26 protein-coding genes are annotated in these 23,887 nt (G+C 65.3%); 12 read left to right on the top strand and 14 right to left on the bottom strand.

All coding sequences use genetic code 11. From position 1 onward, the window contains the following. Window positions 1-3: 3 nt before the first annotated feature. The 6 genes from HSEST_RS12075 to HSEST_RS12050 form a co-directional block, all read right to left on the bottom strand. Window positions 4-186 carry a hypothetical protein gene (locus HSEST_RS12075; protein WP_229121179.1) on the bottom strand — a complete coding sequence of 61 codons (183 nt, stop codon included), beginning with the start codon at window positions 184-186 and terminating at the stop codon, window positions 4-6. Window positions 187-311: 125 nt separating this feature from the next. Then, window positions 312-2,156, bottom strand: coding sequence for a UvrD-helicase domain-containing protein (locus tag HSEST_RS12070; RefSeq protein WP_229121178.1), 1,845 nt, complete (start codon window positions 2,154-2,156; stop codon window positions 312-314). A gap of 130 nt (window positions 2,157-2,286) precedes the next feature. Further along, window positions 2,287-2,445, bottom strand: a complete 159-nt coding sequence (locus HSEST_RS12065; RefSeq protein WP_229121177.1) for a DUF7563 family protein — start codon at window positions 2,443-2,445, stop codon at window positions 2,287-2,289. Window positions 2,446-2,512: 67 nt separating this feature from the next. After that, window positions 2,513-2,818 (bottom strand): DUF7521 family protein, encoded by a 306-nt coding sequence (locus HSEST_RS12060; protein WP_229121176.1) that lies wholly within the window; start codon window positions 2,816-2,818, stop codon window positions 2,513-2,515. 46 nt (window positions 2,819-2,864) lie between these two features. Beyond that, complete coding sequence (locus tag HSEST_RS12055) at window positions 2,865-3,218, bottom strand: ArsR/SmtB family transcription factor (protein ID WP_229121175.1); 354 nt, start codon at window positions 3,216-3,218, stop codon at window positions 2,865-2,867. 82 nt (window positions 3,219-3,300) lie between these two features. Continuing rightward, window positions 3,301-3,894 (bottom strand): hypothetical protein, encoded by a 594-nt coding sequence (locus HSEST_RS12050; RefSeq protein ID WP_229121174.1) that lies wholly within the window; start codon window positions 3,892-3,894, stop codon window positions 3,301-3,303. An 88-nt stretch (window positions 3,895-3,982) separates the two neighbouring features. Between HSEST_RS12050 and HSEST_RS12045 the strand changes: the two genes are divergently transcribed. From HSEST_RS12045 to HSEST_RS12025, 5 genes are all read left to right on the top strand, one after another. Next, window positions 3,983-4,246 carry a hypothetical protein gene (locus tag HSEST_RS12045; RefSeq protein ID WP_229121173.1) on the top strand — a complete coding sequence of 88 codons (264 nt, stop codon included), beginning with the start codon at window positions 3,983-3,985 and terminating at the stop codon, window positions 4,244-4,246. A gap of 78 nt (window positions 4,247-4,324) precedes the next feature. Continuing rightward, a complete protein-coding gene (locus tag HSEST_RS12040) occupies window positions 4,325-6,097 on the top strand; it encodes a site-2 protease family protein (RefSeq protein ID WP_229121172.1) in 1,773 nt (590 codons plus the stop codon). A 62-nt stretch (window positions 6,098-6,159) separates the two neighbouring features. Further along, window positions 6,160-8,151, top strand: coding sequence for a heme-binding protein (locus HSEST_RS12035; RefSeq protein ID WP_229121171.1), 1,992 nt, complete (start codon window positions 6,160-6,162; stop codon window positions 8,149-8,151). A gap of 103 nt (window positions 8,152-8,254) precedes the next feature. Next, complete coding sequence (locus HSEST_RS12030) at window positions 8,255-10,777, top strand: efflux RND transporter permease subunit (RefSeq protein WP_229121170.1); 2,523 nt, start codon at window positions 8,255-8,257, stop codon at window positions 10,775-10,777. Window positions 10,778-10,852: 75 nt separating this feature from the next. Further along, window positions 10,853-11,233, top strand: a complete 381-nt coding sequence (locus HSEST_RS12025) for a hypothetical protein (RefSeq protein WP_229121169.1) — start codon at window positions 10,853-10,855, stop codon at window positions 11,231-11,233. Window positions 11,234-11,452: 219 nt separating this feature from the next. Here HSEST_RS12025 and sufU read toward each other — a convergent pair whose 3' ends face one another. After that, the gene (gene sufU, locus HSEST_RS12020) at window positions 11,453-11,896 is read right to left on the bottom strand and encodes a Fe-S cluster assembly sulfur transfer protein SufU (protein WP_229121168.1); all 444 of its coding nucleotides are present in this window, start codon (window positions 11,894-11,896) and stop codon (window positions 11,453-11,455) included. 127 nt (window positions 11,897-12,023) lie between these two features. On the opposite strand from sufU, the gene HSEST_RS12015 reads away from it, so the two are divergent. Beyond that, window positions 12,024-13,238, top strand: coding sequence for a potassium channel family protein (locus HSEST_RS12015; protein ID WP_229121167.1), 1,215 nt, complete (start codon window positions 12,024-12,026; stop codon window positions 13,236-13,238). A 9-nt stretch (window positions 13,239-13,247) separates the two neighbouring features. On the opposite strand, the gene HSEST_RS12010 is transcribed toward HSEST_RS12015, so the two are convergent. After that, window positions 13,248-13,505 (bottom strand): DUF7536 family protein, encoded by a 258-nt coding sequence (locus HSEST_RS12010; protein ID WP_229121166.1) that lies wholly within the window; start codon window positions 13,503-13,505, stop codon window positions 13,248-13,250. Window positions 13,506-13,636: 131 nt separating this feature from the next. Here HSEST_RS12010 and HSEST_RS12005 point away from each other — a divergent pair, with 131 nt between their 5' ends. The 4 genes from HSEST_RS12005 (at window position 13,637) to HSEST_RS11990 (ending at window position 17,960) form a co-directional block, all read left to right on the top strand. After that, entirely contained in the window at window positions 13,637-14,593 is a 957-nt protein-coding gene (locus tag HSEST_RS12005) for a succinylglutamate desuccinylase/aspartoacylase family protein (protein ID WP_229121165.1), read from the top strand. Between the two features lie 72 nt (window positions 14,594-14,665). Further along, window positions 14,666-16,414, top strand: coding sequence for an archaeosine synthase subunit alpha (gene arcS / locus HSEST_RS12000; RefSeq protein WP_229121164.1), 1,749 nt, complete (start codon window positions 14,666-14,668; stop codon window positions 16,412-16,414). Between the two features lie 9 nt (window positions 16,415-16,423). Next, window positions 16,424-16,810 (top strand): VanZ family protein, encoded by a 387-nt coding sequence (locus tag HSEST_RS11995; RefSeq protein WP_229121163.1) that lies wholly within the window; start codon window positions 16,424-16,426, stop codon window positions 16,808-16,810. A gap of 52 nt (window positions 16,811-16,862) precedes the next feature. Continuing rightward, window positions 16,863-17,960, top strand: a complete 1,098-nt coding sequence (locus HSEST_RS11990) for an archaeosine biosynthesis radical SAM protein RaSEA (protein WP_229121162.1) — start codon at window positions 16,863-16,865, stop codon at window positions 17,958-17,960. Between the two features lie 37 nt (window positions 17,961-17,997). Here HSEST_RS11990 and HSEST_RS11985 read toward each other — a convergent pair whose 3' ends face one another. Then, window positions 17,998-18,483 carry an Lrp/AsnC family transcriptional regulator gene (locus HSEST_RS11985; RefSeq protein ID WP_229121161.1) on the bottom strand — a complete coding sequence of 162 codons (486 nt, stop codon included), beginning with the start codon at window positions 18,481-18,483 and terminating at the stop codon, window positions 17,998-18,000. A 190-nt stretch (window positions 18,484-18,673) separates the two neighbouring features. Here HSEST_RS11985 and HSEST_RS11980 point away from each other — a divergent pair, with 190 nt between their 5' ends. Next, the gene (locus HSEST_RS11980) at window positions 18,674-19,606 is read left to right on the top strand and encodes a DMT family transporter (protein WP_267491868.1); all 933 of its coding nucleotides are present in this window, start codon (window positions 18,674-18,676) and stop codon (window positions 19,604-19,606) included. A gap of 312 nt (window positions 19,607-19,918) precedes the next feature. Here HSEST_RS11980 and purQ read toward each other — a convergent pair whose 3' ends face one another. From purQ to HSEST_RS11960, 4 genes are all read right to left on the bottom strand, one after another. After that, window positions 19,919-20,599 (bottom strand): phosphoribosylformylglycinamidine synthase I, encoded by a 681-nt coding sequence (gene purQ, locus HSEST_RS11975; RefSeq protein ID WP_229121159.1) that lies wholly within the window; start codon window positions 20,597-20,599, stop codon window positions 19,919-19,921. Window positions 20,600-20,648: 49 nt separating this feature from the next. Continuing rightward, entirely contained in the window at window positions 20,649-20,900 is a 252-nt protein-coding gene (gene purS / locus HSEST_RS11970) for a phosphoribosylformylglycinamidine synthase subunit PurS (RefSeq protein WP_229121158.1), read from the bottom strand. 46 nt (window positions 20,901-20,946) lie between these two features. Then, window positions 20,947-21,384 (bottom strand): universal stress protein, encoded by a 438-nt coding sequence (locus HSEST_RS11965; protein WP_229121157.1) that lies wholly within the window; start codon window positions 21,382-21,384, stop codon window positions 20,947-20,949. 61 nt (window positions 21,385-21,445) lie between these two features. Then, window positions 21,446-22,318 (bottom strand): PspA/IM30 family protein, encoded by an 873-nt coding sequence (locus HSEST_RS11960; RefSeq protein ID WP_229121156.1) that lies wholly within the window; start codon window positions 22,316-22,318, stop codon window positions 21,446-21,448. Between the two features lie 118 nt (window positions 22,319-22,436). Between HSEST_RS11960 and HSEST_RS11955 the strand changes: the two genes are divergently transcribed. Further along, window positions 22,437-23,048 (top strand): alpha/beta hydrolase, encoded by a 612-nt coding sequence (locus tag HSEST_RS11955; RefSeq protein WP_229121155.1) that lies wholly within the window; start codon window positions 22,437-22,439, stop codon window positions 23,046-23,048. Window positions 23,049-23,080: 32 nt separating this feature from the next. Here the strand turns inward: HSEST_RS11955 and HSEST_RS11950 are convergent, their stop codons facing one another. After that, window positions 23,081-23,845, bottom strand: coding sequence for a CPBP family intramembrane glutamic endopeptidase (locus tag HSEST_RS11950; protein ID WP_418886554.1), 765 nt, complete (start codon window positions 23,843-23,845; stop codon window positions 23,081-23,083). Between the last annotated feature and the right edge of the window lie 42 nt (window positions 23,846-23,887).

Genomic DNA, 23,887 nt, shown 5'->3' with positions numbered 1-23,887 from the left:
CGGTCAGTCGCTCCCTCCTCTCAGACGCTGGACGGCCTCGTGGCTCTGCTCGATCTGTGTGGTCCGTCGGCGGCTGGCCGCCGCGATCCGTTCGATATCTGCCGCGATCCCGGTTTCCGCGGCTAGATCCAACTCGCCGACTGTGCGCCGTCGATCCGCGATCAGTTTCGGTGTGTTCGAGTCCATGCGATCCATCCTCCGCCGCGATCCGGACCGGATCACGGCGGCCAAGCTACCGATACATTCGGGGAAGTAACTAATAAAAACACATCCCGAAGCCGACGACGGCGCCGGGGAGTCGACGCGCCCGGCTACTGTGCTGGGGCGATACCCTGGGCCTCGTCGAGTAGCGTTTCGAGGTCGGCGTCGGTCGGTTCGTTGTTGAGCAACACGTCGACCGGCAGGGTCGGCGCCCCGTCGATGAGGTTTTCGAGGATCACCAGCCGCTCGCGCGCTCGGGACATCCCGACGTAGAAGACCCGTCGCTCGTTGTCCGTCAGCGTCGGCACCGGCGAGGTGTGCTTGGTGAACTCGTCGATGCCCGGCACGTCGATGCCGTCCTGTTCGACCGTCGCGGCCATCTGCTCGACGACCTTCTCCGTGAGGTCGGTCGCGACGAAGACGTGATCGGCTTCCCGACCCTTCGCGGAGTGGATCGTCCCGAGTCGCAACCGATCGGGAGCCATCCCCTCGTACTCGCCGCCGAAGTACGCGTCGACGGTCCGCTCCTGGAAGCTCGTGATCTTCCGGAGCATGTCCCCCGCCGCGACCGGATCGGGCGCGAAGGGCGCGTGCTCCTCGATCAGGCCCGGCTCGACGTAGATCTCCTGGAGGTCGTCGGTTTCCTTCTCGTCGGTGATCTCGTCGATCGCGTCGAACAGGTCGTCGCGTTCGCCGGTGCCGAAGGCCGAATCGGCCAGCATATCAGCCAGCCGGCGGGCCTGTAGCGCCGTCAGCTGCTCGTCGGCGGCGAGGTTCTCGATCCCCCGGACGTACTGGGTGAGTCGATCGGTCCACATCCGCTGGTCGGTCAGACACTGGAAGGGGATCCCCTCGTCGATGAACTCGTCGATGAACTGGAACATCTGATAGCGCGCCCGGAACAGCACCATCGCCGTCCCGTCGTCGTCTTCCTCGATGGTCGCTTTGACGTTACGAGCCAGATCGAGCATCGAGGGCCCGGAGACGGCTTCGACGGTCCCGCCTTCCTTGCGGGGATTGAGGTCTTTCTCCTGGCGCTTGTCGATGTGGCTAACCTGCCTGTTGACCACGTTGAGGATCCGCGACGGTAGTCGATAGGAGTTGGGCAGAATCTCGTCGTCGGTCACGTCCTCGTCCAACAACAGATCCGGATCGGCCCCCTGCCAGGCGTAGACGACCTGGTCGTCGTCGCCCGCGATCAGGACCTTCTCCATCTGTGGCTTCCACTCCTCGTAGACGTCGTACTGCAGGGTCGTGATGTCCTGGAACTCGTCGATGATCAGGTAATCGACGCTGGGCAACAGCGAGCGCTGTTTGACCCGTTCGAGCATGTCCGCGAACCCGACCAGTCCCTGCTCGCCCTTGTACGACCGCCAGGCGCGGATCGCCTCGGGTACGTCGATCCGGTCGTCGTCGCTCGGCCAGGTCGGCGTGTACTTGTTGCCCGTCTGGGCGTTGTCGTCGATCTCCGGCGGGAGACGGACTTCCTCTTCGTCCCACTTGAAGGGGACGTCGTACCAGTCGGCGACGTCCCGGCGGGTCCGCTGGAGCCACTGGCTGGTCGCGATGATCTTGTTCCCGATCGTCGTCGACCGGGCCGATCGCCGTCTCGACCCTTCGTATTCGTCCTCGAAATCCAGGCCGTAACTCTCACAGAACTCCTTTTTGTCGTCTTCGCCGACGACGTCCCCTCGCGAGAGGTTCAGCAACTCGTAGGCTTTCGCGTGCATCGTGCTCACGTTGCCTTTCAGCGCACGTGGCGAGATGTCCAGCCGTTCGGCGAGTCGGTCCCGGATCTCCGCTGCGGCCGCACGGGTATAGGAGACCACTAGCACGTCGCGAACGTCGATGTCGTCGCGTTCGAGCAACTCCTCGACGCGGTCGAGCAATGCGGTGGTCTTCCCGCTCCCCGGTCCGCCGAACAGGCGGACGATCTGGGGATTCGCGTCAGTCATCGACGCTAGAAACGGGCTTGTCCCTCATAAACAACGTGACTTGGCTGCCGCGGGCCCGAGTTTCCTACTGGCGGCTGTGACATCGCACTGCGGTGGGCCGACTATCCGCGCGCACGTACAGCTACCGGTATCAGGAGTGGCGTGGCGACCGCGCCTCCCTGATGTCGGCACCGTCCCGGAGTTTGTCCTCACACTCCGGACAGACTCGCGGGTTATCGACGCCGCGCGGCGTAAACACTCGTGCGTACGCTTCAGTTACGAACGAACCGCAGTTCTGACATTCTGGCATATTCCCACACCCCGTTGGTTACAGCGGATCATGCCAGAAGTATATCCGTTTCGATATTCGGAAGCAGTCACCGGTACAGCGAGAGGTACAGCATCGCGAATCCGACGATGAACGGCACTGTCTCCGAGGCCTGAAAGAAGATCCGGACGATCTCGACCGTGTCGGCGACCCAACCGATCTGGGCGACGACGTTGCTCACGGCGACGCCCATGCTGATGAACGCGAAGCCGATAAACGCGTACTGCAGCCGCTCGGTCTGCTGGGACTGATAGGCCTGGAAGCTGATCACGGTCAGCCCGAGGGACAGCCCGAACAACACCAGGCGAAGCAGGATCAACACGCCACGGGCGGCCCAGATAGTGAGATCCGGCATCGTCCCTGTCTGGGACGCTGACGTACTAAGCTATTTTCATCAGTCCCTACTCCGAACCGAGTTCGTCCCAGAGCTGGCTGAACCGATCGGGGAGATTCTCGGTCCGGTAGATCCGGACCCGGTACTCGTCGTCTTCCAGCGAGATGACCGTGCTCTCGAAGTTCGATTCGAAGACCTTGTAGTGGTTGCCGTCCTCCGCGACCAGGGTCCGGTTGGTGATGAGGTCGTACTCCTCGAGCATCTCGATGCGACGGTAGACCGTCGGCAGCGAGAGCTCACACTCCTCGCTCAGTTCCTTCGCGGACTTGGGCTCGCGACCGATCGCCGCGAGGACGCGCCGTGCGTGCTCGTCACCGATCGTATCCAGGATATCTTCGATGCTCCGATCGTCGTCCGGCACTACCGGTTGATTCGCATGCGCAGTAAAAAGGCTTGTCTGTCGGCCGCTGCCCGTGGGTCTGTCCACTTGCGTACGGCCAGCGCTACCCGTCCGCGCTATCGCTACCGGGCACGAGAGCCCCCTCCAGCCGGTCGGCGACCGCCTCGCTGTCGGACTCGGGGACGGGGAGGGAGATCGATTCGTCTTCCGCCGCGAGTTCGATCACCAGTGACTGCTCTCGCGACCAGAGGTACATGCCGAACGGGACGATCGCGAACAGCAACAGGAGCGCGCCGAACACCTGCATGAGATCGTCCAGGTTCCTGAGCAACGACAGGAGCCGCTGGAACAGTCCCAGCACGCCGCCGATACCGAGTTGCCCCGTCGTCTCGGGGATCGTGACTCCGGAGAGAAACCGGTCGATCGGGAGGAACACGCCTGCGACGACCAACACGAGACCGTACGCCGTGGCCCGGAGCGCGTACCCGAGAACGGCCGAGTCGCTGTCCGTGCTCATCGAGACGCCAGTGACGTTCGGCCGGTCGGCCTGCTGGAAGTTCGCGCCGTCCTGCCGGGGCGTGAACGCCAGCACCCGGTGGCTCGTGACGACCACTGTCGCCGTCCCGACCTCGATTCGGTCGACAACTGACTCGCCCTCGTAGAGCAGTTCCTCGACCCGATCGTTCCAGCGGCTCATCGATCGGTCCATTCGGTACCCGCCGGTATAACAGCACCGTCGACCGGCAGTCGGAGGATACAACTCCTGGCCGATCGAAACGGACGATATGTCAGAGACGGTCCGGTGCTGGCTGGTCGAGCGCGATTACTACGACGAGGACCTGGTGACGCTCGTCTACGCGACCCCGGACGGACAGCGCCATCTCACCCAGCAACTGTCGACCGCGTTGCTGACCAAGCGGCCGCCGACCGCCGCCAAGGACGTCGAACCGGAGCGGCTCGAATCCGTCCCAGACGAGGAGACGCGACAGCGCTACGCTACCGAAGCCGAGCGCATGATCGAGCGGCACGATCCGGACGATCAGGTGTGACGACTGGCCGCGCCAACTCGGCGGCCTGCAATCCCCTATGCACAATCCTCTTGACGGCGTACCCCCTGGCTTCGGGTAATGGTTTCGACGCTGACCCTGGTGGTCGCGGGGATGGTCCTCTATACGGTCGTCGTCATGGGGCTCCGACAGCGTGGGATCTTGCCGGAGTTCGTGCACGTTTCGGGCCCGCTGACGACGATTCACACACAGCGTGGCAAGGCGTTTCTCGACCGACTGGCGCGACGAGAGCGGTTCTGGCGGGCCTGGGGCAACCTCGGGCTGGGGATCGCGCTTGTCCTGCTGGTCGGACTCTTTCTGACAGTCCTGCTGTCGGCCTACCAGAGCCTCCGCCAGCCGTCGGCCTCGGCGATCCAGGAGCCACAGAACGCGCTCGTCATCCCCGGTCTCAACGACTTCCTGCCGCTGTCGGCCGCCCCCGAGATCGTCTTCGGACTTCTCGTCGGGCTGGTCGTCCACGAGGGCGGGCACGGTCTGCTCAGTCGCGTCGAGGACATCGAGATCGAATCGATGGGCGTCGTCCTGCTGACGATCATTCCACTCGGCGCGTTCGTTGAACCTGACGAAGACGACCGCAAGGCGGCCGGCCGCGGCGCACAGAGCCGGATGTTCGCCGCCGGCGTCACCAACAACTTCGCGATCACCGTCATCGCCTTCGCCCTGCTGTTCGGTCCGGTCACGGGATCGATCGCCGTCGCCGGCGGCGTCCCGGTCGGCGGCTCGATGCAGGACTCGCCGGCCCGGGCGGCCGGACTGGACGGTGGCGATCGTCTCGTCTCTATCGCCGGGATGGACGTCGAGTCGGCGTCGGACATCGACGCCGTGCTAGCCAACCATAGCGAGCAGACGGTATCGGTGACGACCGCCGCCGGCGAATCCGTGATGGTCAACCGCTCCGCGCTGGTGACACGCGCGCTGGCGGACGGCCCGCTCGCGGTCGATGCTGGCGATACGATCGTCGCCGTCAACGACACGACCGTCTCGACTGAAAGCCAGTTCCACGACGCGGTGAGCAACCGGACGGTCGCGACGCTCACGATCGACAACGGCTCGACCGTTACCGCCCCGGTCGGCGCCTATGCCAGCGCGGTCGGCGAGGACGGCCCCCTGGCCGACGCCGGTGCTCCCGCGGGCGAGCCGATCGTCGTGACCCGTATCGACGGCACTCGCACGCCCGACGCCGAGACACTGCAGGATATCCTTGCCGATCTCGATGCCGGGACGACTGTTACTATTGAGGCGTACGTCGATGGCTCCCCGGAGCAGTATGACGTCAAACTCGAGGAGAACAGCCGAACCGGCGGCGCGCTCGTGGGCGTGTTGGGCGTCCAGCCCGGCTACAGCGGGATCGTGGTCAACGACTTCGGGGTCCAGGTCTATCCCGCCGAGTCCTATCTGGCGGCGCTGTCCGGTGACGGCGCGCTTGGCGGACTCGGCGAGGGGTCGCTCGCGACGATCGCCGTGACGCTGCTGGTGTTGCCCTTCGCGGCCGTCGCGTCGCCGTCGCTGGGCTTTAATTTCGCCGGCTTCCTCGACCCGATCACGAACTTCTACGTCGTCCAGGGACCGCTCGAACCGCTCGGCGGCGGCGTGTTCCTGCTCGCGAACCTGCTGTTCTGGACCGGCTGGATCAACTTCAATCTCGGGCTGTTCAACTGCATCCCTGCGTTCCCGCTTGACGGCGGGCACCTCCTGCGGACGAGCACGGAGGCGATTCTCGCCCGGACGCCGCTGAACCACCGCCGGCACGTCCAGGTGGTCACGATCTCGATCGGGCTGATCATGGGCGTCAGCCTGCTCCTGATGCTGTTCGGCCCGCAACTCCTTTCCTGAAGACAGCGCCCGTTTCCTGAAGGGCAAGGTTCCTTACGCTCTCGCACCAAGAGCGGGCAACGATGACCACGGAGCGACGGGACGCGCCCCCGACGGCGGAAGGGTGGTACGTGCTACACGACGTTCGGACGATCGACTGGGCGGCCTGGAACGAGGCATCCCAGCGCACCCGCGATCGGGCTATCGAGGAGGGCATCGAATTTCTCCAGTCGGCTACGACTGTCGAAGACGACGAGGGAGATTCGATGGTCGTCTCGATGCTGGGACACAAGGGCGATCTCATGCTCGTCCACATGCGGCCGACGCTCGCGGATCTCGACGACCTCGAGCGGCGATTCGAGCGCACGGCGCTGGCGACGTTCACCAAACGGGATCGGTCGTTCGTCTCCGTGACCGAGGCGTCGGGTTACTCCGAACGCGGCCGGGAGTTCATCGAGGGCGATCTCGACGACGACTCGGGACTGGCACGATACATGCGCTCGCGGCTGTACCCCGAGATCCCCGAGAAAGAACACGTCTGTTTCTACCCGATGGACAAGCGCCGCGACCCCGAGTACAACTGGTACGACCTCCCATTCGAAGAGCGGGCCGAGCACATGGACGCCCACGGCGAGGTCGGCCGCGAGTACGCCGGCAAAGTGACCCAGATGATCACCGGCGCGATCGGTATGGACGACTGGGAGTGGGGCGTCACGCTGTACGCCGACGATATGACCGACGTGAAGGACCTCCTCTATGAGATGCGCTTTGACCCCTCCTCCTCGAAGTTCGCCGAGTTCGGCCCCTTCTGGATCGGCCGGCGCTTCGACCCCGCGGACCTGGACGCGCTGCTGGCCGGCGACCCCCTTTCGACGCCCTGGGACGACACCAGTGGGCAGCCGGCGCACGACCAGCCGCCAGCGACGCCCGAGGATGCCGCGGCAGACGAGGGCCACGGGCACGACGGCAGTGGACATCCACACGACGATGGCGGCGATCACCCACACGGCGAGTCCGATGCTGGCGGCGGCCATCCCCACGGCGACGCCGAGCACTCGGGCGACGACACGGACGAGGGGGACAGCCATCCCAGTACCGGCGGCGGTCGGCCGACGACGACCGACTCCTGGAGCGAGGCGATCGCCGAGATCGACGGGATGAACGCTCGCCTCGGCAAAGCCGGGCTCTATGAGGGTGAGGACTACGCAGGCCGCACGTACGCGCTCGTCTTCGAGACCGACCGCGACGCCGCTGAGCTGGCGGAGGATGTCGAGGGGCTGGCCTCGAACTTCGATCACTACGACACCCACGTCACGACGGCGGTCCGCGCGAGCGGCGGGCACACCTTCCTGGTGAGTCTCTGGGAAACCGACGACGCCGCCCAGACGGCCTCGGGATTCCTGACCGATCTCGACGGCGTCAACACCGGCGCGCGCGGCTGGGCGGGCGCCGGCGACGCCGACGGCGCGAGCGAACCGGCCGGGACGGACGGGGACAGCGACATCCGGTCGCGACTGGCCGACCAGGACATCTACGCCGGCCAGCCTCACGGCGAGGACGTCTACGCGCTCGTGGTCTACTCCGAGGCGGATCTCGACCGGCTTCGACCGACTGTTGAGGAACTCCGCGGGGCCTTCGAGGGCGAGGACCACGTCAAGACGGCCGTCTACGACGACCCCGACAGCGAGATCGCGGCCGTCGTCAGCCTCTGGGCCGACGAGGACGCGGCCCAGGCGGCGAGCGACGACCTGGAGGCGGTCCCCGGCGTCGTCCGGAAGGCGGGCGAGGGCGACGGCTTCGGGACGATGGGGATGTTCTACACGGTCAAGCCCGACTACCGCGAGGAGTTCGTCGAGACCTTCGGAACCGTCGGAGAGCAACTCGCGACGATGGACGGCCACCGCGAGACCGCACTGTTGGTCAACGACGACGACGAGAACGACATGTTCATCGCCTCGCAGTGGGACTCCCGCGAGGACGCGATGACGTTCTTCCGGTCGGATGACTTCCGCGAGACCGTCCAGTGGGGCCGGGAGGTCCTCGCCGATACACCGCGACACGTCTTCCTGGCGTAGGGCCTCCTGGCCGATTAGCCGGGTATAAACCCTTTTGAGACGCCCATCGCTGTTTGTCCATACAGGACCTATATGTGTCCGGTAGGTGAACACACTGACAGGAATGCTACGTGAGGGGTTAGCGAAAGCGGTCGATCTCGTTACAGAACACAATCGACTCACGCTGGTGGTGATGGTCGTCGTTTCGGCGGTCGTGCTGGCGGGTATCCCGATGCTCGATACGGCGAGCCAGGCCGGGGCGGACGCGTCGGCGTTTGAGGACATCGACCGCGTCCAGAAGGCGAATTACGTCGCGGCCAACTACGACACCTCCCGGAACGACTCGAATCGGACGGTTGCGACGGTGTACGTCCGCCAGCAAGAGGGGGACGTCCTCTCGAAATCCTCGCTGCTGGCGACGCTGCGATACCAGCAGGACATCCGTGCCAACGCCTCTGTCGCCACAGTACTACACGAGGACGGAATCGTCGACATCGCGAACATGGTCGCGGTGGCGCTTGTCGACGACCGAAACGCGTCGATCGACGAACAGATCGCCGCCCTTGATCGTGCAGATCCGGAGACAGTCGAGTCGCAGATCGAGTCGACGCTCGCGAACAATCCACAGGCACTCCGGCTGTTGCCTGCCGGTCACGAGCCCGGGGAGACGGCCGCGACCGACCGTCGGCTGCTCGTCGTGCTCAACGCGACGGCCGGATCGGCAACGGCCGGCGATGCCGTCGATGCGGCGCTCTACGACACCGCACAGGCCCACTCCGACAGCGGGCTGTTCGTGTTGAACCAGTTCGCCTACAACGCGTACAACAGCCACTTCTTCGGGGAGATCGTCTGGCTGGTGCTGCCGGCCGCACTGGTGTTGATCTTGGGCGTGCTCGCGTTCACGTATCGGGATCTGGTCGATATCGTCGTCGGGATGACCGGTGTGATCCTGTCGGTGCTGTGGATGTTCGGCCTGCTCGGGTGGCTCGGCGTCTCCGCGGGGCTGGTCAGCATCGTCCCGGTCGTCCTCGTGACTGGGCTGAGTATCGACTTCGGCTTCCACGTCTTCAACCGATATCGCGAGCAACGCGGCGTCGAGGAGGGGATCCGCGAGCCGATGAACCGCGGCGTCAAACTCGTCGCGACCGCGCTCGTGCTGGTGACTGTCACCGCCGCGATCGGCTTCCTCTCGAACGTGGTCAACCCGCTCGGGCAGATCCGCGATCTCGGGGTCTCGATCACGCTCGGTGTCATCGCGTCGCTGCTGCTGTTCGTCACCGTCGTGCCGGCGCTGAAGATCAGCATCGACGGCCTGTTCGAACGCATCGGCTGGAGCCGACGGAAGCGGGCGCTGGGCCACGGTCGGTTCCTGCGACCGATCCTCTCGCGAACGGTCGATCTCGCCCGCCGCGGCGCGCCGGTCGTGCTGGTCGTTGCGATCGTCGTCGGATCGCTCGGCGCGGCGGCCTGGTCCGATCTGGACGAGGAGAGCTTCCAGCAACCGGACGGCGAGGTTGCGGAGTGGAAACAACAGCTTCCGGACCCAGTCGGCTGGGAACCCCATCCCGTCGCCGAGCAGTTGAACCACGTCCAGGATGTCTATCAGCCGGCGACCGCCGACGACGCGATCCAGGAACGCATCCTGCTCGAAGGTGACGTGACGGCCAACGGGACGCTGACCGATCTCCAGGCGGGCGTCGACACGATCGAGGAACGGGGCGTCCTGCTCGAACAGCCCGGCGTCCAATCGGTTACCTCACCGGTCACGGCGATGCGGGCCGTCGCCCAGCGCGATCCGGCGTTCCGGGCGGTCTTCGAAGCCGACACGCGAGACACGAACGGCGACGGGCTGCCGGATCGTGACCTCGAAACCGTCTACGACGCCTTCTACGAGGCCGACAGCGACATCGCGAGCCGGGTGCTCGAACGCACTGACGGCGAGTACCGATCGATGCTCGTTCGCGTGACGCTCGACGGCGGCTACGCCGATGCGGACGAGACCGTCGCCGACCTCGAAGCCGGCGCGGCTCGCATGGACGGCGGCGATCGGACGGCGACCGTCGTCGGCTCACTGGCCATCAACGTGGCCGTCCTGGATTCGATCGTCGGTGGGATCCTCCAGACGATGGCGCTCGCGCTGGCGGCGATCGCGCTGACGATGGCGATCGCCTTCCGGGTGATGCACGGCAGTGCGACGCTGGGTCTCGTCGTCGCCGTCCCGATCGCGCTCGTCCTCGGGCTGGTGATCGGCGGGATGTACCTGCTGTCGATCCCGCTGACGCTGTTGACAGCGTTGCTGATGAGCCTCGTCATCGGGCTGGGCGTCGACTACAACATCCACATCGGCGATCGCTTCGCCGACGAGCGCCGCGAGGGCAAGACAGCTGTCCAGGCCCTCGAGGCCGCGGTCACCGGCACCGGCGGCGCGTTGCTCGGCAGTACACTGACCTCAGCGGGAGCGTTCGCGACGATCGCGCTCGTGCCACACCCGCAACTGCAGAGTTTCGGCTCGATCGTCGTGATCGCATTGCTCACTGCCTTCCTGGTGAGCTTGCTGGTCCTGCCGAGTCTGCTGGTCCTGTGGGAGCGCTACAGCCCGGAAGCCGTGACGCTGGCCCCCGAGGAGACGGCCCTCCCTCAGGACTGATACGGTCGGTTGTCTGTCTGTTTCGGTTCGGATAGTCAGTAGACTCTTTCTTCAGGGAGCCCAAATCGCAGGGTGATGGACGACCGAGACCGACGCGACCCCGACCGACCGCCACGCGACGACGCTCTCGGGCCGGGCGAGGTCGACGACACGCCGACGATCACTTGCGAGCGCTGCGATCGCGCCTGGGACCTGGAGTACGAACTGACGGAGCTGGCCGTCGGCAATCAGGCGGTTCAGCAGTTCGCGCTGGATCACCACCGACACACGGGTCATTACCCCGACGGGATCGCGACCTGGCAGGCGAGTTGCCGCCAGTGTCCAGAAACCGTCGAACGTCTCGAAGAAAGCGCCGCCAAGCGGTGGGCAGAGACCCACGCCCGCCACACCCGCCACAGCGTGGCGATCGAACACGGTGAGGACGAACAGACGGTCGTGACCGCTCCAGAGGAGTAGTCTGCCGGGCGACCGTTGCCGGCGTCGCCAGCGGTCCTATTACTCGGGGACGTCCGGATCGTCGCCCTCGGTTTGGGTCGTCTCAAGATCTTTCTCACCTAAATTTCACTCCTCGGGTTTCCTCGCTCGCGGCGACGCCGCTCACTGCGGGAACCACTCGTCGCAAAATTTAGTATAAAACGACCCGCTGGCTCGCCGTCGGCGTCGCCAGCGGTCCTATTACTCGGGGACGTCCGGATCGTCGCCCTCGGTTTGGGTCGTCTCAAGATCTTTCTCGCCGAGGTAGATCTCCGCACCGTCCTGAGCGACTTTCTCGGCCAGCACGGCGCATTTCACACGCATCGGCGAGATCTCGACCCCGAGCATGTCGATGATGTCGTCCCGGTCCATCTCCCGCAGTTCCTCGATGGAGGTGCCCGGCAGTCGTTCGCTGAGCATCGAGGCCGAGGCCTGGCTGATCGCGCAGCCGTCGCCGCGGAAGGCCACCGCCTCGATGGTCTCCTCGTCGTCGTCGAGCACCACGTCCATCTTGATCGTGTCGCCACAGGACTGGTTCTCCCCGACGTGGGTGAACGTCGCGTCCTCGATCTCCCCGTAATTGCGGGGATTCTTGTAGTGATCGAGGATCTGCTGTCGGTACATATCCGAGCCGCCGATTCCCATTGTTGCCCGACTGTACGTGTCTCGGTCGCAAAAGCGTTCCGCGGGAGGTGCTGGCACGTGCGACCGCCGTGGTGGCTTCCCATCCTCTGGGGAACGCTTTTTCCGGCGGCCCGCGAACTGACCGGGTATGGACGAGGACAGGGTGGCCTACGAACCGGTCAGCGTCAAGGACGTGCTGGCCGAGATGAAAGACACCGCCGAGTTGCTGATCGACCTCTCGTATTCGGCGGTGCTTTTGGGCAGCGACGACATCGCCGAGGAGGTGCTCGATCTGGAATCCCAGATGGAAGTGCTGCACCTACAGGCGCGGATGAGTCTGCTGATGGCCGCGCGCAGCCCCGAGGACGCCGAGTCGCTCGCGCCCGTGCTCGGCGTGGTCGGGGCCGCCGAGAAGATCAGCGACGCCGCCGGCGACATCGCGAAGGTCGTCCTGGAGGACATCGGCCTCCCGGAGGCGATGCGGGCCGCCCTGCCCGAGGCCGTCGAGTCTGTCGAGCGCGCGACGGTCGCCCTCGGGTCGGCCTACGCCGAGCGGACGCTGGGCGAGATCACCTTAGAGACCGAGACCGGCGTCCGCGTGATCGCGATCCGCCGGGACGGCGAGTGGCTGCTCAACCCCGGCCCCGAGACGACCGTCCGGGCCGAGGACGTCGCGCTGCTTCGCGGTCCGCGCGACGGACTCACGGAGGTCTACGAGACGCTGACCGGCGAGGAATACGTCCCGCCGGACCCTCCCGAACGCGACTCCTCGGACCTGGAGCGGGCGGTCGATTCGATCGTCCTGATGAAGAATATGAGCGAACTCGCGGTCGATCTGGCCTACGGGTCGGTCCTGTTCGACAGCAAACCCGTCGCCGAGGAAGTCCTCGAACTGGAAGCCGAGGTCGACGCCCTGCAATCGCGCTTCGAGGCCTGGGTGCTCCGGGCGGCCAGCCGCGTCGACGATCCGGTCGATCTGCGGGGACTCGTGCAACTTGCCCGTTCGACGGAGGTCATCTCCGACGCCGCCCTGGAGATCAGCGAGGGCGTCCTCCGCGGGATCGGCACCCACCCCGTCGTCGCGGCGGCCGTCGAGGAGAGCGACGAGGTGATCGTCCGCGCGACTGTCGACCCCGACAGCGGCCTGGCGGGGCGGACCCTCGGCGAGGTGGCGGTCAAAACCGAGACGGGAATGCGCGTCATCGCGGTTCGACACCCCGACCGCGAGAGCCGCCGCACCGGCCTTGAGGGCGGCGACTGGGTCATCTCTCCGGGGGCGACGACCGAAATCGAACCCGGTGACATCCTCCTCGCGAAGGGGACTCGCACCGGGGCCGATCGACTGGCCGAACTCGTCGGCTGAGCGGCTGGATCACAGCTCTTTCGCGAGTCTGCGCGCTTGGACGGCCACGAGTACCATCGTGAGCAGTCCGCCGAGCGACAGCGCCAGCGACGCGCCCAGTCCGAGATACCAGATCCACGACTCGCCCCCGCCCGGCAGGACGACGAGGAGGACGTACGCCAGGACCGTCAGGGCGATCCCGAGCCCGAACCCGCGGATCGCGTGCTTGCGGACCTCGAGTGCTTCTAGAAAGCGCGCGCGGCCGGACTCGGGGCGATCGTTCGACACGCCCGACCGTTCGGCTCCGGGCGACAAAACCGCACTGGTCGCGACCGCCGACGCGCCCGTCACTGCGAGGTGAGCGTGTTTTTCGGCCGGGATCGAATCGACTAAGACCGTCCGTCCGTCTCTCTATGGTAATGACGAGCCTCGGCACGGCGAGTGCGGCCCCGGGCGAGATCGACACGGGGCGGCTGTGGGTCGGCGAGACGCGCGACGGCACCGACATCGAGCTGCCGGTAGCGGTCGTCAACGGCGCCGAGACGGGCAAGACCCTCTACGTGCAGGCCGCGAGCGACGGCGACGAACTCAACGGTGTCGGCGTCCTCCAGCGCTGGCTCCCGCGGCTCGATCCCGAGGCCATCTCCGGGACGATTCTCGTCACCGGAATCGTCAACTACCACGCTTTCCAGGTCGCCGAACACCGCAACCCGGTCGACGACACGAAGATGAACCGGGTCTACCCAGGCGACGAGGAGGGAACTTCCAGCGAGCGCATCGCGGCGGCGACCTTCGAGGCCGCCACCCGTGCCGACCTGGTTGTCGACCTCCATCAGGGATCGACCAGCCGGATGATCAACGAGGTCCGGGTGCGGTGCGGACGGCGCCACCGCCGCCATCAGTCCTGTCTGGAGCTCGCGAAGGTGTTCAACTGCGGGTACGTACTCGATCAGAAAGGGCCGGACGGCCAGCTCGCCCGTGCCGCTCCCGACGAGGGCGTCCCGACGATTGACCCTGAACTGGGCGGGGCCGTCGGCTGGGACAACCAGAGCATCGAATACGGCCTCCAGGGGCTGTGGAACGTCCTCGAATACTACGATTTCCTCAAAGGCGACGTGACCCTCTCGACCCAGACCCGGGCCGGCGGCTTCGATCAGTACGGGGCACCCGCCGGCGGGCTCGTGGATTTCAAGCTCGAACTCGGCGACGAAGTCGAGCGTGGAGAGACGCTCTTTGCGATCACCGACGTGTTCGGCCAAGTCAAAGAACGGGTCACGGCCGACTCGGAGGGGATCTTCTGGCGGACCCGCCGGCTCCCGCAGGTCGCGACCGGCGAGTACGTCTGCTCGGTCGGGACGAACGTCGACTCCTACTGATCACCGCATCGCGACTCGTGCTCTCCGACAGGGACCGACAGTCTCATTCACGCGCCGCCACCCAGTGCAGGTATGACTGACTACTTCGAGGTTCACCACCGCGATGGGGCCGCGCGGGTCGGTGAACTCCGCCTGTCCGACGCCGTCCGGACGCCGACGCTGGCCGACGATCTGACGATCGACGCCGGCAGCGAGTGGCCCGGCGGTCGAGAGTTCCCGGCGGGCAGCGAGGACGAGGTAACGATCCTGCCCCATCGCGGGTTCCCCAGCGGGACGCCCGAGGAAGTCCAGGACGCGTTCGCGCCCGAGTATCCCGAGGTCGAGTACCCGAACGGCGTCGTCGTCTCCCAGGAGACGGCCGCCGACTTCGGTGCGGACGTCTACGTCCTCTCGGGTGCACAGGGCATCGTCGGCCACGCCGAGGCGTTCGTCGAGACGATCGTCGACGTCCGCGAGTCGATTCCCGCCGACAGCGCTCTCTATCTGCCGGGTGTCGCCACCCCTGCCAACGTCGCGACGCTGGTCTACGCCGGCGTCGATCTCGTCGATACCGATCGTGCCGTGATCAAGGGCACCCAGGGCAAGTATCTCACCGGCGACGGCGAGGTCTTCTTCGAGGATCTGGAAGAGCTGCCCTGTTCGTGCCCGGCCTGCCAGCAACCCGCCGAGAGCGCGGACCGCGAGGCCTGTATCGAGCACAACGTCAACGCCCTGCGGGCGGAACTGGCCCGCGTTCGCGAGCGGATCCGGTCGGGCCGGCTCCGGGACTACATCGAGGGCCAGGCCCGCCACGACCAGTGGCTGACAGCCGCCTTCCGACGGCTCGATCAGCAGTACGCGTATCTCGAACAGCGGACGCCGATCGTCCGGGGGGCCGAGATCACCGCCGCCAGCGACGACACGCTGCGGCGGGTCGAGATCCAGCGCTTCGCCGACCGGGTCACGAACCGCTATCGCAACCGCTTTGAGGCCCCACTGGTGCTCGTTCCCTGCTCGGCGCGGAAGCCATACAGCGAGTCCCGGAGTCACGGGCAGTTCCACGACGCCGTCCAGTTCCGCGGCCACACCGTCTCGATGACGTCACCCATCGGCGTCGTCCCGCAGGAACTGGAGCTGACCTACCCCGCCCAGCACTACGATTCGGTCGTGACCGGTCGCTGGAGTGCAACCGAGATCGAGTTCGTCGCCGACGTGCTGGCGGCCTACCTCGAACGCAACGAGTATCCCCGGTATATCGCTCACCTGCCCGAGGACTACCTGCCGATCGTCGAGCGCGTCGAGGACCGGCTGGATATCGAGTTCGAGTACACCGTCGCCGAGCACCCGACAGACACGGAGTCACTTGCGAACCTTGCGAGCACCCTTTCGGGCGAACCGAAGTATCGCAAGCGCGAGCGCCAGCACAACACGATCAGGGCCATCGCAGACTACCAGTTCGGCGAGGGTGCGGGCGAGGAGCTCTTCGAGGACCTGCACATCGAGAGTCGCTATCCCAAGCTACGCGCCCACGACGCCGACGGCGAGCAGCTGGCGGCACTGGTCCCGAACTACGGGACACTGTCGCTGACGCTCGCGGGGGCGCGACGCTGGCTCGACAGCGACATCCCGACCAAGCGCGCCGAGATCGACGCGTTCGTCCCGCGAGGGAGCGTCCTCGCGCCGGGGATCGTCGACGCCGACGATGACATCCGACCCGGTGACGAGGTGGTCTTCGAGGGACCGAAAGCCATTTCGATCGGCCGCGCGGAGATGTCCGGCCCGGAGATGGTCGAGAGTACTCGCGGGATCGCGAGCGAAGTTCGGCACACCGAAGAGAAGTGATCGGCCTCCGTGCACTGGAATCGCTCTCGACGGATCGTGGTCGTCGCGGTCGTCGCCCTCGTGATTCTCGTCTCGGCGGTCGTCCCGACTGGTGACGCCGTCGCCCGGGCCGGTCCGTTCGGCCTGGGGCTGGATCTGTGGCTCCACGCGCTGGCGTACGCCGTGCTGGAAGCCGCGGTTCTCGCGGCGATCGTCGGCTCCCGGGAGCTGTCGCTACCGACCAGTGCGCTGTCGATCCCCGTGACGGCCCCGGTCGTGACGGCCTACGGCCTCCTCATCGAGGGAGTCCAGTTGCTGGTGCCGTACCGCCACGCCAGCGTCGCAGACGCGATAGCAAATGCCATCGGCGCGGGGATCGTGCTCGTTGGATGGGCTCTGTACGTCCGCCTGCGATGAGCGTCGCGACCGAACGCAGGGGATTTACGACCGCACCGGCTACGTCACGGCGATGAGCAAGCCGAGCCCCGAGGTCTACGAGCAGGGCAAGGGGATGGACGCCCACAACCAGGTGATGCGGGAGATCCGCGGGCGCAACGACAAGAGCTACGACCCGACCGAGCCGACGCGGGTCTGGCTCGACGAGGACAACACGCCCGACGGAGTCTACCAGAGCCTGACGATCATCCTCAACACCGGCGGCTGTCGGTGGGCCCGCGCCGGCGGCTGTACGATGTGTGGCTACGTCGCCGAGAGCGTCGAGGGCGGCACTGTTGCCCACGATGACCTGATGACTCAGATCGACGCCTGTCTGGAGCACGAGCAAGAGAACGCGGACGACAAATCCGGGCTGATCAAGATCTACACCTCGGGCTCGTTCCTCGACGAGCGCGAGGTCCCGGCCGAGACCAGACAGGCCATCGCCGAGACCTTCAGTGATCGCGAGCGGATCGTCGTCGAGAGCCTGCCTGACTTCGTCGACCGCGAGAAGATCGCCGACTTCACCGACCAGGGTCTGGCGACCGACGTCGCCGTCGGCCTGGAGACCGCCACGGATCGCGTCCGCCACGACTGCGTGAACAAGTACTTCGACTTCGCGGACTTCGAGGACGCCTGCGCGGAAGCGCGGGCTGCCGACGCCGAGGCCGACGCTGTCGACGTGGGGATCAAGGCATACCTCCTGATGAAGCCCCCGTTCCTCAGCGAGTCGGAAGCCATCGAGGATATGAAATCCTCGATCCGTCGCTGTGCGGGCGTCGAGGGCTGTCACACCGTCTCGATGAACCCGACCAACGTCCAGAAGTACACCGAGGTCGAGCAGCTGTACTTTGCGGACGGCTACCGACCGCCGTGGCTCTGGAGCGTCGCCGAGGTGCTGGAAGCGACGGTCGACGAAGACGTCATCGTCGTCTCCGATCCGGTCGGGCACGGCTCCGACCGCGGCGCGCACAACTGCGGGGAGTGTGACGACCGTGTCCAGACGGCGATCAAGGACTTCAACCTCCGCCAGGATCCCAGCGTCTTCGGGCAAGTCTCCTGTGACTGTGAACTGACCTGGGAGACCGTCGTCGAACGGGAGACAGGCTATAATCTCCCGCTCGCGCGGTAATCGTCCGTCTGTTGCGTTCTCACTCTCCCCCTCGTCGTCACTCCTCGACGAGCGTTTCGACGAGCGTCTCCAGGCTGTAGCTCTCGATACCGCGCGTGAAGTCCCGGTCGGTCGAGATCACGTACGTCGAGTTCGTGCGGTCGACCTCCTCGATCATCTCGAAGTCTCTGATGAGCCGCTCGACTTCGTCGCTGCCGGGGAGTCTCGCGATGGCGATGAAGTCCGTCTCGCCCATCGTCGAGAAGATCTGGGTCACGCCCTCGACCTCGCGAAGCTTTTCGAGGACGTCCTCGTGGTCGTCGCTGTAATCCGACAGCACCTCGACGAGGACGGTGACGTCTAGCCCCAGCTCCGAGAGGTCGAGGTCGTAGAGGTCGTTCTCGATGATCCCCTCCTCCCGCAGATTCCCCAGCCGGTAGTGGATCGTCGAGACCGGAATCCCGGTCTCCTCGTGTAACTCGTCCGGACTGCCCGTCCCCAGATCTGCGATCGCCTTGAGAATACGGATGTCGCGCTCGTCCATCGCCCGAGCGTTCGACGTACTCCCCTATCAACGTCGGGGATAAAGACACCACTAGATCTGTTCCGAATATAGGGGATATTTTGTAGATAAATGCAAGTCGGAACACTTCTCTGAGAAATTCTACCTCCCAACGCGAAATCTATTGAAGAAAGATTTAACTGATGGTGAGAGAGATTGTTGAATAGGATCTATGATATCGCAGAGGAGTTGGATCTCTGTCCCAACGACCGGGTTGCTGTTCGTATTGCTTTCGCTACTCTGGGGCGGCTCGTTCGTGGCGATCGACATCGGGCTTCGGGATCTTCCGCCGGTGTTGTTCGCGGCGATGCGCTACGACATCGCGGGCGCGCTCGTCCTCGGATATGCGGCTCACAGGACCGATCGGTGGCGGCCGCGCTCGCGCCGGGAGTGGACGCTGGTCTCCTTTCTCGGACTGTTCATGTTCGGCGCGTACAACGCCCTGATCTACATCGGGATCGACCACGTTTCCGGGGCTGTCGCGTCGATCGTCATCAGCCTCGGGCCGGTCCTGACTGCCGGCTTCGCGACCACGCTCGGCATCGAGGAGCCGCCGAACCGGATCGGCGCGCTCGGCTTCCTCGCTGCGATTGCGGGCGTGGTGCTCGTCGCCGATCCCAGCCCCGGAGCCCTGCTAGACACGAACACGATCGGCGTCGGGATCGTCCTGCTCGGGTCAGTCAGTTTCGCGTTCGGAACCGTCGCGTCCCGGCCGATCGACGTCGATCTGCCGCTGTCGACCGTCCAGGCCTGGGCGATGCTCGTCGGGGCTGCCTTCCTGCATCTGGCGAGTCCGTTGCGTGGCGAGGTGTTTTCGGCCGCAGCCGTGACGCCGTCGACGGTTGCCGCGCTCGTCTATCTGGGCGTGATCTCCGGAGCTGTCGCATACGCGCTGTACTTCCGCCTGCTCGATCAGCTCGGCCCGACGGAGATCAACCTCGTCGGATACACTGAACCCGTCGTGGCCAATGGCCTCTCCTGGCTCGTGCTCGGCCAGACGATCGCGCTCTCGACGCTCGGCGGGTTCGCCGCGATCTTCACCGGCTTCGCGCTACTCAAACGGAAGGCGCTGCTCGATGCGGCCCCGATATTCCGGCGGCGCTGATTCGACGGCTCCGTCGCGTCCCGCACTTTCACTTTCGCCACGGTAGGCTGGGGTTCATATCCGGGGAGTCGCTAACTACTGTTACGGGGCCTCGGATCACTGTCACACGCTCCATGGCCCCGCTCCCCTTTGCTTCCACGCTGCGAGTGGCCATGCCGCCGATTGCTTGTCACCAACTTTTGCACGATCCGAGTAACGTAAGTTCTCCCGCGCGTAGGCCAACCTGGCGGGACGGTAGTACACGCTGCCAGCCTGCCATGGTACACTCGGTCCTCACGGACCGTTTTTCGGAACACTGTCCGGGAGCGCCTGCTACGCTTCGAACCCTTCGAGGATGCCCTGTCCGTCGGTCGGGCCGATATCTTCGAGCGTGACTCGCTCGGGATGGGGCATCAGGACGGCCACGTGGTCGCCGGCCTCGCCCGTGACGCCGGCGACGCTGTGTTTCGAGCCGTTGGGATTGGCCTCCGGCGTGACAGTCCCGTCGGACTCGCAGTATCGAAAGAGCACGCGATCATCGGCTTCGAGCGCCGCCAGGCGTTCGTCCTCGATCTCGAACCGTCCCTCGCCGTGCGCGATCGGGAGTTCGAGGATCTCGCCCGCCTCGAACTGCCGTGTCCAGGGCGTGTCGGCGTTTTCGACCCGGACGTGGACGTGCTCACACTGGAAGCGTGCGCTCTCGTTGGTCGTGAACGCGCCGGGGGTCAACGACGACTCACAGCCGACCTGTGCGCCGTTGCAGATTCCCAGTACGGGCGTCCCGGCCTCGGCCACGTCCCGGACCTCGTCCATGATCGGGGAGTGGGCGGCCATCGCGCCGGCCCGCAGGTAGTCGCCGTACGAGAACCCGCCCGGCAGGACGATACCGTCGGTGTCCCCGGGTAGACTATCCTCGTGCCAGATGAGTTCGGCGTCGATCCCCAACGACTCCAGGGCCTGGACGGTATCCCGGTCGCAGTTGCTCCCCCCGAATCTGATGACTGCGACAGTCACAGCGACCACCCCACATGCGGACAGCACGTCGGCGTCGGTGTAGCGACAGTCATCGTTCCGTGACAGCGACCTCGTAGTCGTGGATGGTCGGGTTCGCGAGCAGTCGCTCGGCCATCTCGTCGGCTCGGTCCGCGGCTGCGTCGGCCGACTCCGCGTCCAGATCGATCTCGAAGCGATCGGTCGACCGGAGATCCGCCAGCTCGAATCCGAGTCGCTCCAGCGCCTGCTGGGTCGTCTCGGCCTCGGGATCGAGCACCCCGCTTTTGAGCCGCACTGTCACTGTCGCGGTGTAGTCAGCCATTACTGGACCGGCCGTGACGCCGGGAGAAAACGCTTGTGGATCGCCGCTACTCCCCGTCGATGTCGACCACGAGCACCGGCACCTCGGCCTGTTTGACGACGCGCTCGGTGACGCTACCGAGCGTCGCGACCCGATCGCGTCCCGTTCGGCCGTGGGTCCCCATGACGATCAGATCGATCGGTTCCTCGCCGGCGTAGCTCAGGATCGATTTGTACGGGATCCCGCGCCGTCGCTCGGTCACAGTGTCCACTCCGCGCTCCTCGATGCGGGTGACGGCGTCCTCGATCGCGTGGTCTCCCTCTTCCTCGAGGGACTTGATGACCTCGTCTTTGGTGTCTTTCGACGCTGCCCGGTAGAGCCGTTCGTCGATCACGTACAGGACGTGGACCGTCGCATCGTTGTCCCGGGCGATCGCACTCGCGTGATCGATCGATTCGACAGTCCCATCGCTCCCGTCGGTCGGCACGAGGATGTGATCGTACATCACCCGTGTGTTCGGCCGCCCCCGACATAGTTGTACGTGCACACACCACTCGGAGCCGTCGTCACTGGCTGCTCTCTTCCTGCTTGAGGTCTTCGAGTTCCGCGTCGACCTCCGACTGATCGATCTCCGCCTCAACGTCGACGTCTTCGACGTCATCCGTCTCGAGGTCGGATTCATCCGTATCTGCCGGTTCGCTCGCGCTCTCTGACGCTGACTCGTCGGCGGTGTCCGTTTCCGCCTCACCCATCTCGGATTTGATCGTCTCGAGCTCGGAATCGACCGCGCTGTCGGTTCCCAGCTGCTCCAGCTCCCGGTCGACCTGATCTTTATCGGAGATGACGTCCTCGAACGCGCCGGTCTCTTGCAGTTCGTCCATCGCCTCTGCCCGTGCTTCCATGTCCTCGGTCCGCTCCTCGGCGCGTTCGATCGCCCGGCCGACGTCCTCGAACTCGTCGCCGGCGCCGGTCATCGCCTCGCTGACTTTCGAGGAGGCCTCGGCCGCCTCGTAGCGAGCCTTCATCGTCTCCTTTTTGGTCCGGAACTCCTCGATCCGGCTCTGCAGGGTGTTCTTCTGCTCGACGAGCTGCTCTTGCTGTTGCTGGAGGTCACTGATCTGGCTCTCCAGTTGCTCGATCTGGCTCATTTTCTGCTTTTTCTTCTCAAGGGCCTTGCGGGCCAGATCTTCGCGATCCTGTCTGACTGCCTCGCGAGCCTGGTCGTTGTGTTTCTCGACGTTCTGTTCGAGACGGCGCTTTTGGATTTCGAGGCGCTTTTTCTGGGTGGTCAGATCTGCGATTCCTTGCTTGACGTCCTGTAGCTGGTCGCGAAGCTGTTCGTAGGAGTAATCCAGCGTCTCTCCGGGGTTCTCCGCCCGGTTGAGGAGGCTGTTGACCTTCGACCGGATGATGTACGACGCGCGCGAGATGATTCCCATGCCCGTCGTTTGGGTGTGGGCACTCTTAAATCTCTTACACGTCTCGTCACATGGTGTGCCCTGGTCTTGAACGGGGCACAACGACCATCCTGAAGGACGAGGCGAGCTATGCGTCCGTATGGCCGATCGCGTTCCGATTCCGGGCGGACGTGACGTTCGGGCGACTCTGGACGGCCCTGCGGACGCCCCGGCGCTCGTCGTGGCGTGTCCACCGCACCCACAGATGGGGGGCTCGCGGACGGACAGCCGGCTGACAGCTGTCGCCGACACCCTCGCAACGCGCTCGATCGCAACGCTGCGGTTCGATTACGGCACCTGGGACGAGGGGTACGGGGAGGTGAGCGACGCCGTCGCAGCCTGTCGATGGGCGCGCGAGCGATACGACCGCGTCGGGCTGTTCGGCTACAGTTTCGGCGGTGGGGTCGCGATCCTGGCTGCACCCGAGGCCAAGCCTGACGCGCTCTCAGCGCTCGCGCCCGCGGCGACGATCGGTGATCGCGACGTGGCAGCCGCAGTGGCCGATGTCGTCGTCCCGATGCAGGTACTGGTCGGCGATCGCGACGAGACCGTCGCGTGGCGAAGCGTCTTCGAGGCCGCCCGCGAGCGCAGTGCGACTGTCGAGTGCGTCGACGGCGATCACTTCTTCGTCGGCCAGCGCGACCGGATCGCCCGGACGGTCGCGTCGTGGCTGGCGAGCGAGTTGGAGGCTGAGTCTCCCGGCGGTCCGTGAGATGTGTTCACTGGTAAAACTCGCTCATGGCATCACCTCGACCCGTCCGAACCAGTCGTCCGATCAATCTGTCGCCGATGCCGGGAGAGATGCTCGCCGCCGTACATGACGACCACGCAAACCGCCGTCACACCAACTAGACCGGCGAACACCCACAGCGTAGTTGAATTGACGTCCCCACGCAGAAACCACACACTCGTCAGCCAGGCGTTGACCGCGCCATGAAGGAGTACGACGAGCAACAGACTACCCCGCGTGCTGTTGTACAGCCACGTGAACAGTACCGACAGTGCAATGCCCTGAACGAAGAACGGCAGGAAAGCTAACTCGGCCTGGATCGCTCCAGGCACGACGAACAGCGGTGCGTGCCAGCCCACCCACACGACGCCAATCATCAGACTCGCAGTCAAGGCACTGTATTCTGCCTGCAATCGAGGGAGCGCAAAGCCACGCCAACCGATTTCCTCTAACCCGCCACCGATCACCATGTTTGCGAGAATCGAACCGACGAATAAGGGCACTAAATCGAGCGAGGGTACCGGTGTGGGTACGTCGAACACTATCGCGTCAATGAAAAGAGCCACACCTACCACGACCCCGGGCAGCAGAACCGCAACGATGTACCATCGGCGTTCGACACGCCAGAGCATCAATCGGTCGAGAAGCCGCCACACTGCATGGCCCCCCTCGGCGGCACCGAGCACGATGACTGCCGAGATCGGTGGGCCGAGCCCACCGAGTAACCACAACACGCCGGCCAAGTTGAGGCCGGGCACGAGGCCATACACGGCAAGCATCCCCCAGGCTGGCCATGAAACCAGTATCGCCAGGAGCACGAA

This window comes from Halapricum desulfuricans (assembly GCF_017094465.1).
Lineage (GTDB): Archaea > Halobacteriota > Halobacteria > Halobacteriales > Haloarculaceae > Halapricum.
The sequence above is the reverse complement of the archived record's forward strand: the minus strand, read 5'-3'. Positions and strand labels throughout refer to the sequence as shown.

Excerpts from the sequence above, each read along its gene's own strand:
- HSEST_RS12075 (WP_229121179.1), bottom strand. The coding sequence starts at position 186 with ATGGACTCGAACACACCGAAACTGATCGCGGATCGACGGCGCACAGTC.
- HSEST_RS12070 (WP_229121178.1), bottom strand. The coding sequence starts at position 2,156 with ATGACTGACGCGAATCCCCAGATCGTCCGCCTGTTCGGCGGACCGGGG.
- HSEST_RS12065 (WP_229121177.1), bottom strand. The coding sequence starts at position 2,445 with ATGCCAGAATGTCAGAACTGCGGTTCGTTCGTAACTGAAGCGTACGCA.
- HSEST_RS12060 (WP_229121176.1), bottom strand. The coding sequence starts at position 2,818 with ATGCCGGATCTCACTATCTGGGCCGCCCGTGGCGTGTTGATCCTGCTT.
- HSEST_RS12050 (WP_229121174.1), bottom strand. The coding sequence starts at position 3,894 with ATGAGCCGCTGGAACGATCGGGTCGAGGAACTGCTCTACGAGGGCGAG.
- HSEST_RS12045 (WP_229121173.1), top strand. The coding sequence starts at position 3,983 with ATGTCAGAGACGGTCCGGTGCTGGCTGGTCGAGCGCGATTACTACGAC.
- HSEST_RS12040 (WP_229121172.1), top strand. The coding sequence starts at position 4,325 with ATGGTTTCGACGCTGACCCTGGTGGTCGCGGGGATGGTCCTCTATACG.
- HSEST_RS12035 (WP_229121171.1), top strand. The coding sequence starts at position 6,160 with ATGACCACGGAGCGACGGGACGCGCCCCCGACGGCGGAAGGGTGGTAC.
- HSEST_RS12030 (WP_229121170.1), top strand. The coding sequence starts at position 8,255 with ATGCTACGTGAGGGGTTAGCGAAAGCGGTCGATCTCGTTACAGAACAC.
- HSEST_RS12025 (WP_229121169.1), top strand. The coding sequence starts at position 10,853 with ATGGACGACCGAGACCGACGCGACCCCGACCGACCGCCACGCGACGAC.
- sufU (WP_229121168.1), bottom strand. The coding sequence starts at position 11,896 with ATGGGAATCGGCGGCTCGGATATGTACCGACAGCAGATCCTCGATCAC.
- HSEST_RS12015 (WP_229121167.1), top strand. The coding sequence starts at position 12,024 with ATGGACGAGGACAGGGTGGCCTACGAACCGGTCAGCGTCAAGGACGTG.
- HSEST_RS12005 (WP_229121165.1), top strand. The coding sequence starts at position 13,637 with ATGACGAGCCTCGGCACGGCGAGTGCGGCCCCGGGCGAGATCGACACG.
- arcS (WP_229121164.1), top strand. The coding sequence starts at position 14,666 with ATGACTGACTACTTCGAGGTTCACCACCGCGATGGGGCCGCGCGGGTC.
- HSEST_RS11990 (WP_229121162.1), top strand. The coding sequence starts at position 16,863 with ATGAGCAAGCCGAGCCCCGAGGTCTACGAGCAGGGCAAGGGGATGGAC.
- HSEST_RS11985 (WP_229121161.1), bottom strand. The coding sequence starts at position 18,483 with ATGGACGAGCGCGACATCCGTATTCTCAAGGCGATCGCAGATCTGGGG.
- HSEST_RS11980 (WP_267491868.1), top strand. The coding sequence starts at position 18,674 with ATGATATCGCAGAGGAGTTGGATCTCTGTCCCAACGACCGGGTTGCTG.
- purS (WP_229121158.1), bottom strand. The coding sequence starts at position 20,900 with ATGGCTGACTACACCGCGACAGTGACAGTGCGGCTCAAAAGCGGGGTG.
- HSEST_RS11965 (WP_229121157.1), bottom strand. The coding sequence starts at position 21,384 with ATGTACGATCACATCCTCGTGCCGACCGACGGGAGCGATGGGACTGTC.
- HSEST_RS11960 (WP_229121156.1), bottom strand. The coding sequence starts at position 22,318 with ATGGGAATCATCTCGCGCGCGTCGTACATCATCCGGTCGAAGGTCAAC.
- HSEST_RS11955 (WP_229121155.1), top strand. The coding sequence starts at position 22,437 with ATGGCCGATCGCGTTCCGATTCCGGGCGGACGTGACGTTCGGGCGACT.
- HSEST_RS11950 (WP_418886554.1), bottom strand. The coding sequence starts at position 23,845 with ATGCTTGCCGTGTATGGCCTCGTGCCCGGCCTCAACTTGGCCGGCGTG.